We start from the raw sequence: 13,656 nt of genomic DNA, 5'->3' as shown, positions 1-13,656 counted from the left end.
ATACCCCTACACCCTTACTTCTTATGACATCCATCATCACCCCCAACTACCAAATCACCTGGGAAAAACTCCCTGATGATTACAAGCTACCCGATGAGCCAGTGGACAACATCAACCAACCATTTCTCGCCGCCGCACTTACCCAAAGCTTAGAACTTGCAGGAAAACTACCAGCTAACTCCCTCACACCCACAAATTACGGCATTTGTGCCACATTGAACGGCAAAACCGTTGTTAAAGCCCCAGATTGGGCATATATCCCCCAAATTAGCGTCAGTAGAGAGCAAGTTATTCGCAGTTACACCCCTCAACTAGAGGGAGACATCCCCGTAATTGTTATGGAGTTCCTGTCTGATAAAGATGGAGGGGAATATTCCAGTAAACCAACCTATCCCCCTGGTAAATGGTTTTTCTATGAGCGCATTTTAAAAGTGCAAAATTACGCCATCTTTGAGCCAGCTAGCGGAGAATTAGAAGTTTATCGCCTAGATCAAAATATAGATAGATATAGCCTACAAACCCCCAACGAAAATCAACATTACTGGATAGCCGAAATGAATCTTTACCTTGGCGTATGGCAAGGTATGCGGGAAAATCGTACAGGTAATTGGTTGCGCTGGTGGGATGAAACCGGACAACTACTACTGTGGGGTTCGGAGTTAGTAGAACAAGAACGCCAACGCGCTGAACAAGAACGCCAACGTGCTGAAAGACTAGCAGCGCAGCTACGAGCAGCAGGTATTGAACCACAAGAGTAGACTTTTGACTATGACTACTTTCTCCAACTACTTCCCCCAATCAGATCCGCCCCTTCCTCCGTGGGAAACCCTACCAACAATGTATGATTTACCTAGCGACAATCCAGAGGAGCCAGGTTTGCCAGACGACTTTCACTTTTTACAGCCCTTACTCTTATACTTAACCTTTCAGCCAATTAACTGGAATCCCGAATTAGTTTATAGTGCTGCTGACCTGAATCTTTATTACGATCTAGATCATCCACTATGGTATAAACGCCCTGATTGGTTTGGCGTTGTGGGAGTACAAAAAATGTACAAAGGCGAAGATTTGCGTTTAAGTTATGTCACTTGGCAAGAACCAGCAAATCCTTTCGTCGTGGTGGAATTATTATCTCCAGGTACAGAAGATGAAGATTTAGGCATTACTCAAAACCCAACAGCTAAACCACCTAGCAAATGGGAAGTTTATGAACGAATTTTGCGAATTCCTTACTACATTGTTTTTAGTCGCTACACCAATGAACTGAAAGCATTTCAGTTAGTAGGCGGTCATTATGAAGCGATAAATTTAACTGAGGGACGCATACTTATGCCAGAGTTGGGTTTAAGTTTGGGTGTATGGCAAGGAGCGTTTCGAGACATCAATAGATTGTGGCTACGTTGGTTCACCTTAGCAGGGGAATTGATTGCTGAGCCGACAGAAGAAGTTGTTGCAGCTACGGAACGAGCGATAATTGCGGAACAAGAAGCGGAACAGGCAAAAAGAAAAGCAGAACAACTAGCAGAACGCCTGCGACAATTAGGAGTAAATCCCGATGAGCTAGTGTAAACTGTGCTTCTCAGATAAACCTGTAGATAGAATTGCGATCGCCTAAAACTTGTCACAATATATTGCGATCGCTATTTTGGAATAATTAATTCTATGGGCTTCGGTATTGGTGATTTATTCTGGATTTTTCTTCTTCTTTCTTCTCTGCAACCACTCTGGCAAAAACGCCAAGTAGAATATCGCCGCGTCCGGGCTTTACAAGAATTTCAACAAGAACGTAAAAGCCGCGTAATTTTACTCATACATCGTCAAGAGTCTATTAGTTTATTGGGTATTCCCATCTCACGCTACATCACGATCGAGGACTCAGAACAAATACTTAGGGCAATTCGCCTCACACCCCCAGATGTACCCATCGACCTGATCCTACACACACCAGGGGGTTTAGTCCTAGCTACCGAACAAATAGCCAGAGCCTTAATTCGTCACTCTGCCAAAGTTACTGTATTTGTACCCCACTATGCCATGAGTGGCGGTACCATGCTTGCCCTCGCCGCCGATGAAATCGTTATGGATGCCAACGCTGTCTTAGGCCCGGTTGATCCCCAACTGGGTAATTTCCCCGCCGCCAGCATTCTTAAAGTTGTTAAAGATAAACCAATCGGGGAGATTGATGACCAGACTTTAATCATGGCAGACCTAGCCGGTAAAGCTATTCAGCAAGTACAACGCTTCGTGCGAACTCTGCTCAAAGATAATATACCCAAACAAAAAGTTAACCCTGAAAATATCGAATCCATTATCGAAGCCTTGACTACTGGTCGAGTAACCCATGACTACCCCATCACCGTTGAAGAAGCCACAGAAATGGGGCTGCCCATAACTGTAGGACTGCCCCATTCTATCTACGAACTAATGGATTTATATCCCCAACCCCAAGGAGGAAGACCAAGCGTTCAGTATATTCCCATGCCTTATGATGATCGCCGTCCAATATTACCCATACCAAAAGGTAGACCCCTCGAAGAACCAAATCAAAAGAATTGAGGTTTGGGTAAGCTATTCTGCTTTTAAGTTGCATAATCAATCGTGAGGGCTGTTGACCATTGACCGTTAACAGTCAACAGCCCTTATTAGTAGTTATGCAATTTAGGCGCGCATTAGCTTATAAAGGTTTTCTGGTCTTATTAAGGTGTAGTTGTCGGCGAAGCTGTTGGTGAGGGTGATGTTGTAGGTGTAGTTGCCGGCGAAGCTGTTGGTGACGGTGATACCGTTGGTTTAGCTGTTGGTGATGCTGTTGGTTTAGATGTCGGTGACACCGTTGGTTTAGATGTTGGTGATACCGTTGGTTTAGCTGTCGGTGATGCTGTCGGTGATGGTGACGGCTTCGCTGTTGGCTGAGTACTCGGTTTAGTGATGACTTTTTTAGCTTCTTCGTCTAACTTTTGACGGAGAGCTAAATTAGCAATACCAGTTGCTTCTAGCTTATGTTTTGTCTGAAATTCTTTAATGGCTGCTTCGGTTTTAGGACCGTAAAATTGGTCACGGGGTAAAGGGGGATTTGTTTTTAGGACTGCATTTAAGTTTGCTTGCAAGATTTGAACGATATTTGCAGCAAAATCTTGGGTTTTTGGTCCTGCGATCCCATCAACTGGGGTCAGTTTGTAACCTTTTTGAAATTCACTGATAGCTTTTTTAGTTTCTGCGTCAGTGAGAGGTGTATTTGTGATCTTGACATTATAGCCTAAACCTCGTAAAACTGTACGAAATTCCTGTGGCGTATAATTACGCTGACGAGCCGCAAAAGTTGTATTTGAAATTACGAAACTAGTACTAATTACGCAAGCGGTAGCAACTATTGCACTTGATTTTCCAAACCCACACCACATATTCAAAACTCCTTTGAGTTAAACCAAGAAAATTGATAGAGGTAAACAAGAGGATAATTCTACTTTGCTTTACGGTATTTGTCTAAATTATTCATAATTTTTGACGAATGACAACGCTTTTTAGTTTTAGTCTAGATAATACATAATAAAAAAATTTTCCTCAACCACAAGAAATATCTTAGTTAGATTACTATGCAATGTATAAGAATTAAAAATGGTTTAACTATGGTAATTTGTATAATCTAAAACTAAAAATGGCTAATCGAAAATTACCGAAAAAACAGAATTTATACTTTGAAAGATTGATGGCGTCCATCGCCACATTAAACTTATTCTTAGTTTTATTTGATTTAAGTTATGTGCCTTGGCGGGATTTTTACTTGCGGAAAGTGCCAGAAATAACTAAGATTTATGACCCCATTAAGGGTATTGAACAGCACAGGGAAACGCAAAATTATTTAAATAAAATCGACCTTTTAAAAGCACAAGTAAGTCAAACAGGTATCACATCACCAGAAGTAAAAACTCAATTACAAGAGATTAGTCGTCTTAGCAACGAGATGATTGAAGGTAACCCGTTTGCCGCCGTAGGTAAAAGTGGGACTTTAGAAAGAATCAAAAAGCGAATGCGCGATCGCATCGGCAATGATTCAGCCAAACAATCATTTGCTACCTTTTGGAGTCAGCCATACCTATCCCAAAAAGGCTGGATACAAGAAATTACCTTTTTTAACCAGAAAATCAGTCCTTTAATTGCTACAAATTATTACCGCCAAATCGGGGAAAACAACGAATTCATCAATTATTTTTGGCTGATAGATTTACCATTTGTTTGCTTATTTGGCTTAGAGTTACTAGGACGCGTAATCTACATCAGAAGTAGCCATCCAGGGTTCAGCTGGTTAAATGCTATTTTGTGGCGCTGGTATGATTTATTTTTATTAATTCCCTTCTGGCGCTGGTTGCGGATTATACCTGTAACGATTCGCCTAGATCATGCCCGTTTATTAAACCTGCAACCCATAAATAAACAAATTCACCAAGTAGTCGTCGCCAATTTCGCCGAAGAACTCACAGAAATTGTCATCATTCGCGTCATTAACCAGATTCAGGGATCAATTCAAAAGGGTGAAATTACACGCTGGTTGCTGCAAAATGACAAATTGCGTCCTTACATAGACATTAACGATATCAATGAAGTGGAAGCGATCGCTGGTCTTTTAGTCCAAACTATCGTTGATCAAGTCTTACCCAAAATTCAACCAGAACTAGTCGCCTTATTACAGCACAATATCAACAGTGCCTTTCACCAAGTCCCCATCTACAAGAACCTACAATCCTTACCCGGAGTTGGACAAGCCCAAACCCAAATCAGCGAACAACTAGCCACCCAAATCACCACAAATCTCTACAACGTCCTAGTCAGCGCTATCAAAGATCCCATCGGTGCAAAACTCTCCAGCCAACTTGCCCATAGCTTCACCCAAGCCTTAGGCAACGAAATACAGCAAAAACACGTACTCTCCGAAATCCAAAGCTTACTAGTTGACTTTTTAGAAGAAGTCAAACTCAACTACGTCCAGCGATTATCCCAAGAAGACATCGACCAAATCATCGAACAAACTAGACAACTCAAATCAATTCCCAATTCCATTGTGAGGAGTGGGGAGTAGGGAGAAAATTGTCCAGACGCGATAAATCACGTCTCTGAAGATTGTACAGACGCGATTTATCGCGTCTCTGACCAATGACTATTGACTAATAAAGAAATGCGCTACACTCATGTTAGCGGCGAACCATCATCGGTTCGTCACAAGACTTCTTGGAAGATATCCCTATCGCAGGAAGTGGGTTGATGCCCACTTTTTTTATTGTATTTGCACATGACTCATCCTTTAGTTCCACCAATTACAGATTTGGCAATACCAGTGGCAGAACAACTGGGATTGGAAGTCGTTGGTATCGTTTTTCACACCAACCAACGACCACCAGTATTACGGGTAGATATCCGTAATCCTCAACAGGATACTGGTCTGGATGATTGTGAGCGCATGAGCCGTGCTTTAGAAGCTGCCTTAGATGCAACGGAAATCATTCCAGATGCTTATGTCTTGGAAGTGTCAAGTCCTGGTATTTCTCGGCAACTGGTAACTGATCGGGAATTTCTCTCTTTTAAAGGGTTTCCTGTAATTGTTTCCACTTCCCCACCCCACGAAGGACAACAAGAGTGGATTGGTCAGTTGATTCGCCGGGACGAGACAAAAGTTTACATAAATCAAAAAGGCCGCGTCATTGAAATCCCTCGCTCCCTAATTACTAGGGTGTTGCTACATGACGGCGAATAGACGAGAGACGAGGGATTAGGGACTGGGAACTGGGGACTGGAAGGAGGTAAGGAAAGATAATTTTCCTCGCACTCCCTTGTTACCCTATCTTTTTATTTTCCCTATACCCAGGACTCAATACCCAATCCCCAGTCCCCAACATATAAAGGAGATTGCTTATGTCAATGGTTAGTTTACCAGGATTAAAAGATTTAATAGAAAGTATTAGTCGTGAACGGAATTTGCCCCGGTTAGCGGTTCAAGCTGCTATTAGAGAAGCCTTACTTAAGGGTTATGAGCGTTATCGTCGCGCTCAAAACATCGAGCGCAAACAGTTTGATGAAGATTATTTTGATAACTTTGAAGTCGAACTAGATATTGACGAGGAAGGATTTCGCGTTCTTTCCACAAAATCCATTGTTGAAGAAGTTAATAATTCTGACCATCAAATCTCCTTAGATGAAGTACAGCAAGTAGCTCCCGAAGCCCAATTGGGAGACTCGGTGGTACTAGATGTCACCCCAGACCAAGGTGAATTTGGGCGCATGGCTGCCATGCAAACCAAGCAAGTACTGGCGCAAAAACTGCGGGATCAACAGCGCCAGATGGTGCAAGAGGAGTTCCAAGACCTAGAAAGCACAGTTCTCCAAGCCAGAGTTTTGCGATTTGAGCGCCAATCAGTAATTCTGGCAGTTAGCAGTACCTTTGGACAACCAGAAGTAGAAGCCGAATTGCCCAAACGCGAACAATTGCCCAACGACAATTACCGGGCAAATGCCACATTTAAGGTTTATCTCAAAAAGGTTTCCCAAGGTCAGCAACGCGGCCCACAGTTATTAGTCTCCCGTGCTGATGCAGGTTTAGTAGTTTATCTCTTTGCCAACGAAGTACCAGAAATTGAAGACGAAGTGGTACGGATAGTTGCCGTAGCTAGGGAGGCAAACCCCCCTTCCCGCTATGTAGGCCCAAGAACTAAAATAGCAGTAGATACCCTGGATCGTGATGTAGACCCCGTAGGAGCTTGTATTGGTGCTAGGGGATCACGCATTCAGGTAGTAGTCAACGAATTACGCGGCGAAAAAATTGACGTGATTCGCTGGTCTCCAGACCCAGCAACATACATTGCTAATGCCCTCAGTCCGGCGCGAGTCGATGAAGTGCGCCTCATGGACCCAGAAACTAGACAAACTCACGTATTAGTTGCGGAAGACCAACTGAGTTTGGCTATCGGCAAAGAAGGACAAAACGTGCGATTAGCTGCCAGATTGACTGGCTGGAAAATAGACATAAAAGATAAAGCCAAGTATGACCAAGCAGCCGAAGATGCTAAATTTGTGGCGGCGCGTGCAAAATATCAACTAGAGGAAGATGACATCGAATCAGAGGAGCTAGACTATGAAGAAAATCAAGAAGGAGAATTAGAAGACGAGTCTTTTGACCCCAACGATGAAGAGTAATTTCTTAGCCTTAAGGATTTCTGGTAAGATAGACCATAGTATTAGTCTTAATTATTACTAAAAATCAGGCAACATCAAGATCAATCAGAGTTGGCTAGTCTAACTTGGTTGTCACCATCAATAGTTCTGTTAAAGTTACAGAAGACAGATGCAACCCAACTACCGACGTTGTATTAGTTGCCGTAAAGTAGGACTAAAACAAGACTTTTGGCGGATTGTCCGTGTCTTTCCTTCGGGAAAGGTACAATTGAATGAGGGCATGGGGCGTTCAGCCTACATTTGTCCGCAGATGAGTTGCCTACAAGCAGCTCAGAAAAAAAATCGATTAGGGCGATCGCTACAAGCATCGGTACCAGACACACTGTACCAAAAATTGTGGCAAAATCTAGCCCAAAACGATCCCCAAAATCAAAATTAGGCTAAAAAACATTCATGGTGGTAATTCCTCAGGGGAATCTGTGGTGACAGCCAAAACACTTGAGCTATGACCACACCCTCTGCAATTTTTGGGGTTAGTGCCAAAATAGTAAATGGGTGTAGTTAGCAAGCGGCTCTGACAAAATATTTAAGAGGAGCGAAGCATTACTCCCAACAAAATCACTCTCATTGTGTTGTGGAAGGCTCAGAAACAGCAAAACAAAAAACGACAAAATGGCAACCTGGTAGCGCTCAGGCGCAGTTCGGCATCAATGAACATCATAAAAATGCCTTATTTAACAAATTTTTAAGGATGTTCGCTAACCATCAATTTTGGTGGAGATGCCAGCATTAACCCGAAACATCTCTCTTTCCTGATTGGAGGCACCGGCAAAATCACCAAGGGCAACCTAAAACAGTAATCAAAGGATGGAGATGTCGCACTTCCAGGCAACCATCCGCAAAAAAACTGTAAATTAAAGGGGAAGAGTGGATGAACAACGGCAAAGTTAGAATCTACGAATTATCAAAGGAATTGAATTTGGATAACAAAGAGCTACTAGCAATTTGCGACCAGCTCAATATTGCGGTCAAAAGCCATAGCAGTACAATCTCAGAATCAGAGGCAGAAAGTATCCGGGCAGCTGCGGAAAAGCTTGCAGCTACAAATGGAACATCTAAAAAAGAATTAAACACAACCAGTCATAAACCAAATTCAGCACCTGCTGGCTCGCGCAACCGACCTGCGCCCCCACAAAAACAACAACAAATTTTGGAAATTCGTAAACCCAAAATATTGAGAAACACTACCTCCAACGCTCCAGAAGCGTCAGTTGCTAATAACCAGATTGCTTCTTCTGAAGCCAATTCTCCAGCACCTCCACGGCCCTTCGCTACACCAGTCTCGCCCATGAAGCCGACGGCACCATCTCGACCTGTACCACGGAATCTATCTGAGACCCCGCAAAAACCTGCTGCACCAGAAGCAGAGCCGGAAGCTCAATCACAAGCTCCAGCGAAAATCGCAGTAGAGAAGCCAGAAAAATCAGCTCAGCCCAGACCAGGTAAACCAGAGAGACAACCAAAACCCCAACTGGTAGCTCCTCCTAGCAGACCTACAGCAGAAAAACTGGATTTATCTGAAATAACAGGTGCGCCAGGCGAAAAACCAATTCTCAAACGCGATCGCCCACGGCGTGAAGATGAGCGCGACCAAGCTAAACCAAGAGTCGCCAAACCTGCACAAGGAGAAACCTCATCGGCTCCAGTACAAAAACAGGCTCGCCCTGCCCAAGGCCCCGTCAAACCAGAGCAACGTGTCAACAGACCAGGCGCTCCATCAGGTGACGGCATACGTCCTCAAAGACCAGTGCGCCCGTCAGTAGATGCCGCACCAGTTGCCACTCCACCTAGAGGAGTTCCCGGTGGTAGAGGAGAGGTAGGCGATACAGCTGCGATCGCCCCAGACCTGCTAGATTTGAAACGCCCGACACCACCCCGTCTCGCCAAAGGTGGTAAGAAGTGGCAGGAAGAAGAAATCATCGACGAAATCAAAGAAAAAGCTGGTAAGGCTGGCGTTAAAGGCAAACGCGTCAAGCCACTGGTGGAAGATGATTTTGAAGACGAAGATTTACTAGATGAAGAGGGATTAGAAATACCCGCAACCGTCCAAGTTAGTCTTTCCATCGCTCGTCCCCCCAAACCCAAAGCAGCCAGAGCAGCGACAGCAGCGACAGCAGCACCAATTAGTAGTCCCACAACTCGTGGTAAGAGGTCTAGCCATAACAACCGTGACCAAAACCGCCGCCAGGAAACAGAAGTTAAACGTGAGCGGCCAGAGAAAGTTGCGGTCACCGGGCCAATGACAGTGCAAGAGTTAGCCGACCTTCTGGCAGTTGCTGACACAGAAATCGTGAAAATCCTGTTCATGAAAGGCATGGCAGTGAGTATCACCCAAAATCTGGATATTCCGACAATTACCTTGGTGGGTAAAGAGCTAGAGATAGAAGTTGAAACTGCTGAACCAGAAGCAGAAGCCCGTAAAGTCACGGAAATGATTGAAGTTGGCGACTTGGAACATCTCCTGCGTCGTCCGCCAGTAGTGACAATCATGGGTCACGTAGACCACGGTAAGACTACCCTTCTCGACTCGATTCGCAAAACCAAAGTAGCAGCCGGTGAAGCAGGCGGGATCACCCAGCATATAGGTGCATACCACGTTGATATCGTCCATGACGGTAAAGAACAGCAGATTGTCTTCTTAGATACCCCCGGTCACGAAGCCTTTACAGCCATGCGAGCAAGAGGCGCTAGGGTAACAGATATCGCTGTCTTAGTGGTAGCCGCAGACGATGGTGTACGTCCCCAAACAGTTGAGGCAATTAGCCACGCTCAAGCAGCCGGAGTACCAATTGTTGTTGCTATCAACAAGATTGATAAAGAAGGCGCACAACCAGACCGGGTGAAACAAGAACTCACCCAGTATGGCTTGACCCCAGAAGAGTGGGGTGGTGAAACCATTATGGTTCCTGTCAGCGCCATCAAGGGTGAAAACCTGGATACTCTCCTAGAGATGATTCTCTTAGTAGCAGAAGTTGGTGAACTTTCTGCCAACCCAGACCGGAACGCCAGAGGAACCGTTATTGAAGCCCACCTGGATAAAGCCAAGGGCGCAGTTGCTACCCTGTTGATTCAGAACGGTACACTCCATGTAGGAGATATACTGCTTGCTGGTTCAGCATTTGGTAAAGTCCGGGCAATGGTTGACGATCGCGGCAGAAGAGTTGATATAGCTGGGCCTTCATTTGCAGTTGAGGTACTCGGTTTAAGTGACGTACCCGCCGCAGGTGACGAGTTTGAGGTATTCGACAACGAAAAAGAAGCCAGAGCGCTGGCATCAGATCGTGCCGACAAGCAACGTCTCTCTCGTCTACTACAAGGACGCGTTACCCTCACAACCCTATCTGCTCAAGCTCAAGAAGGCGAGTTGAAAGAACTCAACCTCATCTTGAAGGGTGACGTACAAGGTTCTGTAGAAGCGATTGTGGGATCACTCAAACAAATCCCCCAAAACGAAGTACAGATTCGGATGCTGTTAACTGCGGCTGGCGAAATCACCGAAACAGATATCGACTTAGCAGCAGCCAGTGGAGCTGTAATTATCGGCTTCAACACCACCTTTGCCAGTGGAGCCAGACAAGCGGCTGATGAAGCAGGTGTAGACGTACGAGAATACAACATCATATACAAACTGATCGAAGATATCCAAGGCGCATTGGAAGGTCTGTTAGAACCAGAGTTGGTTGAAGAACCCCTGGGTCAAACCGAAGTCCGCGCTGTCTTCCCAGTTGGTCGCGGTGCTGTTGCTGGTTGCTATGTCCAGTCTGGCAAACTAGTCCGCAACTGCAAAGTGCGGGTACGTCGTGCCGGTAAGGTGATCTATGAAGGCGTGCTTGACTCCCTCAAACGGATGAAAGACGACGCGCGTGAGGTCAACGCTGGTTATGAATGCGGTATCGGTGTTGATAAATTCCATGATTGGGCTGAAGGTGACATCATCGAATCCTATCAAATGGTCACAAAACGCCGTACCCTGGCACTAACAAGATAGTGCTGAGTAACGAGTGCTGAGTGGTAAGTAATTTAAGAGTAAAGAGTTGAAAACAGTTTTTAACTGCGACAACTCACAACTCATACCAGTCAGAAACAAGCCTGGGAGAGATTTAAACCTGACTTTCTTGCTGGTATCCAAACTTAAAATTCAACACTCAGCACTCAAAACTCAAGACTCAGGACTCTTTTATGCGCTCATTTCGCTCTGAACCAATATTGTGGATTCACGTCGCTGGATTGGCGACACTACCAATTTTTTTGCTGTTGTGCTTATTGTTCCTTTCTGTTGGTGAGCCGCTTTTGCCAGTCTGGATGGAACTTTTGTTAGTGGCTGCTGCTGGAGTTATTCCACTTTTGTGGATGCAGTTGCGCCGACCTTTTTATATATTTGCCATTTTGGGAATTGCCCTCAAGCCAGAGAATCTGACTGAGCAGCAAAGAAAAATCCTTTGTTTAATTAATACCAAGTTAAATCGTGTGCTGGCTCTATTGTCAGCAATTTTATCTATTTTTGTATTGTGGCAGCTATATCAAGCTGCGCCTTTAGTTGTTAACATGACAAGTCAATTACCCCAATGGCGCATCTTGGGGTTAGCACTTGCGGCTTTAACCTTTTTGGCAAGTAATTTGTTTCTGCAAATTCCCGTGAGCGTAGCGCGGGTTTTGGTCACAAATGACACAGAATTTGCAGCGATAGAACCATTACCTTTAGAGAAGATTAACCAGGATTTCACAATTTTAGGGGTGCGGGTTAATAAAATCTTGCCCCAGTTGCCTGTCGAAGTTAAAACTGAGGAATGAGGGACTATGGCTAAGATTACAGCTACCAGTAATTATCAATTTTCTCGTGATCCTGATATTTGGAGCAATCTCCAATATGCGATCGCCGCTAGTTCTGGTTTCCAGCGTTGGCAGTTAGAAAGTAATATTCAACTGAAAGAATTGCGTTTAGAACAGCAAGTACAACGTTATTTGCGGGAAACTTTAGAAACTTTAGCTTATTAAAAACCGAATAAATTCTCTAACCTAGCTTGTAAGCTACGAAGTTGACGGTAAGCATTCCCCAAACGCTCTCCGTCAACTTCTACGTTGGGCGTAGGATAATTTTGGATTATTTCTATCAAAGTCATTTGTCCATCGCCACTAGCGGAAAGTGACAAAGCGGAACGCAAGGCTTGTCTATCAGCACTGCGGGATGGTGTATGAATAACTTGACTTAGCTCATCAAGAATAATGTTACCTACAGGACTGTTTAACACCCGATCTAAAAGTACAGGGCTGACTTTGACTGGTGTTGTTAAATATTGACGAATTACTTTAGGGTCTTGTCGAGCTAAAGCTAAATTAATTCGTAGTGAACTTGAAAGTGCGCCAGTTTGAGCAAAGGTCGATAATTCTTCTACAGCAATGGTTTCACGGAAGACATTATACTTCAGTACTACTCTTTCAGCAGCTAAAGCAGAGTTGCTAGCCAGTAGAATGCAGACACTCACTACTAATATTGAGGTGCGATACAGCCTGATAAGACTCATATTTTCTGAAGTTTTATACTTGGAACTCAAGCTGACCAAGGTTCTCTAAAATCAGCGTACAGCGTCAGACCACCATCGACAAACAGAGTTTGTCCCGTGATGTATGCTGCTTCATCCGATGCTAAAAATGCTACTGCTGCCGCCATTTCCTCGGAAGTACCAGCACGCCCCATCGGAATATGACTTTCCACAACTGCTTTCTTTTCGGGGTCATCAGTCCAAGCTTCATTGATAGGTGTAATTGTCGCTCCAGGCGCTACAGAATTGACACGAATACCCCGATGAGCATATTCCAAAGCTAGAGTTTTGGTCATATTTTCCATTCCACCTTTACTGATGGAATAGCTGACATACATTGGTCGAGGGATAATTTCGTGGACACTAGAAATATTAATAATTACCCCTCTACGATTTTGAGTCAGCAGGTGTTTAATGGTTTCACGCGCGCACAAGTAAGAACCCCGCAGGTTAACTCCAATTACTCGATCAAAATCTTCTGCTGTGATTTCGTGGGATAGACATTCAGTTTGAATCCCGGCGTTGTTGATCAGAATATCGAGACTACCAAACTCCTCAACTACAGTGTTTACCATCTCTATCACATCTGATTCCTTAGAGACATCACTCTGTACTAGTAAAGACTTAACACCGCAGTTTTCTACATTTTTACAAGCCTTTTGCAAAGCGATTTCCTCAGTTTCTTCAGCACCTGAGGGACTTTTGCGGTAATTAATAGCTATGTTACAACCTTCTTGAGCAAGACGGATAGCGATCGCCTGTCCAATACCGGAACTAGCACCCGTGATGAGAGTGTTTTTGCCTTTTAATCCGTTCATAATTTTTTAAAGCCGGTAAATAGCCATAGCCCTCATTTGTCACTCTAAGCAGAGGAAAATACAAAATCAGAGTGAGTCAG

At 44.3% G+C, this 13,656-nt stretch carries 13 protein-coding genes; 10 read left to right on the top strand and 3 right to left on the bottom strand.

Going from position 1 to position 13,656, the window contains the following annotated elements; translation table 11 throughout:
* Positions 1-23: 23 nt before the first annotated feature.
* From ACM5QX_RS20420 to ACM5QX_RS20410, 3 genes are all read left to right on the top strand, one after another.
* Complete coding sequence (locus ACM5QX_RS20420; RefSeq protein ID WP_414755186.1) at positions 24-758, top strand: Uma2 family endonuclease; 735 nt, start codon at positions 24-26, stop codon at positions 756-758.
* 10 nt (positions 759-768) lie between these two features.
* Positions 769-1,569, top strand: a complete 801-nt coding sequence (locus ACM5QX_RS20415) for a Uma2 family endonuclease (protein WP_414755184.1) — start codon at positions 769-771, stop codon at positions 1,567-1,569.
* Between the two features lie 93 nt (positions 1,570-1,662).
* Positions 1,663-2,556 (top strand): SDH family Clp fold serine proteinase, encoded by an 894-nt coding sequence (locus ACM5QX_RS20410; protein WP_414755183.1) that lies wholly within the window; start codon positions 1,663-1,665, stop codon positions 2,554-2,556.
* Between the two features lie 140 nt (positions 2,557-2,696).
* Here ACM5QX_RS20410 and ACM5QX_RS20405 read toward each other — a convergent pair whose 3' ends face one another.
* Entirely contained in the window at positions 2,697-3,398 is a 702-nt protein-coding gene (locus tag ACM5QX_RS20405) for a peptidoglycan-binding protein (protein WP_414755182.1), read from the bottom strand.
* Between the two features lie 254 nt (positions 3,399-3,652).
* On the opposite strand from ACM5QX_RS20405, the gene ACM5QX_RS20400 reads away from it, so the two are divergent.
* From ACM5QX_RS20400 to ACM5QX_RS20370, 7 genes are all read left to right on the top strand, one after another.
* A complete protein-coding gene (locus ACM5QX_RS20400; protein ID WP_414755181.1) occupies positions 3,653-5,071 on the top strand; it encodes a hypothetical protein in 1,419 nt (472 codons plus the stop codon).
* 210 nt (positions 5,072-5,281) lie between these two features.
* Complete coding sequence (gene rimP, locus ACM5QX_RS20395) at positions 5,282-5,743, top strand: ribosome maturation factor RimP (RefSeq protein WP_414755180.1); 462 nt, start codon at positions 5,282-5,284, stop codon at positions 5,741-5,743.
* Between the two features lie 158 nt (positions 5,744-5,901).
* Positions 5,902-7,179 (top strand): transcription termination factor NusA, encoded by a 1,278-nt coding sequence (gene nusA, locus ACM5QX_RS20390; RefSeq protein WP_011318670.1) that lies wholly within the window; start codon positions 5,902-5,904, stop codon positions 7,177-7,179.
* Between the two features lie 148 nt (positions 7,180-7,327).
* Positions 7,328-7,597: a YlxR family protein gene (locus ACM5QX_RS20385; protein WP_011318669.1), complete on the top strand. Its 270-nt coding sequence runs from the start codon at positions 7,328-7,330 to the stop codon at positions 7,595-7,597.
* A gap of 492 nt (positions 7,598-8,089) precedes the next feature.
* Entirely contained in the window at positions 8,090-11,206 is a 3,117-nt protein-coding gene (infB, locus tag ACM5QX_RS20380; protein ID WP_011318667.1) for a translation initiation factor IF-2, read from the top strand.
* 191 nt (positions 11,207-11,397) lie between these two features.
* Positions 11,398-12,009: a low-complexity tail membrane protein gene (locus tag ACM5QX_RS20375; RefSeq protein ID WP_011318666.1), complete on the top strand. Its 612-nt coding sequence runs from the start codon at positions 11,398-11,400 to the stop codon at positions 12,007-12,009.
* 6 nt (positions 12,010-12,015) lie between these two features.
* Positions 12,016-12,213, top strand: coding sequence for a hypothetical protein (locus ACM5QX_RS20370; protein ID WP_011318665.1), 198 nt, complete (start codon positions 12,016-12,018; stop codon positions 12,211-12,213).
* On the opposite strand, the gene ACM5QX_RS20365 is transcribed toward ACM5QX_RS20370, so the two are convergent.
* Complete coding sequence (locus ACM5QX_RS20365) at positions 12,210-12,740, bottom strand: alpha/beta hydrolase (protein ID WP_011318664.1); 531 nt, start codon at positions 12,738-12,740, stop codon at positions 12,210-12,212. The two genes, ACM5QX_RS20370 and ACM5QX_RS20365, sit on opposite strands and share 4 nt — an antisense overlap.
* A 26-nt stretch (positions 12,741-12,766) precedes the next feature.
* Positions 12,767-13,576 carry an SDR family oxidoreductase gene (locus ACM5QX_RS20360; protein ID WP_414755179.1) on the bottom strand — a complete coding sequence of 270 codons (810 nt, stop codon included), beginning with the start codon at positions 13,574-13,576 and terminating at the stop codon, positions 12,767-12,769.
* Positions 13,577-13,656: the final 80 nt, after the last annotated feature.

It is taken from the genome of Anabaena sp. CCY 9910 (genome assembly GCF_963920875.1).
Classification (GTDB): Bacteria; Cyanobacteriota; Cyanobacteriia; order Cyanobacteriales; family Nostocaceae; genus Trichormus; species Trichormus variabilis.
The sequence above is the reverse complement of the archived record's forward strand: the minus strand, read 5'-3'. Positions and strand labels throughout refer to the sequence as shown.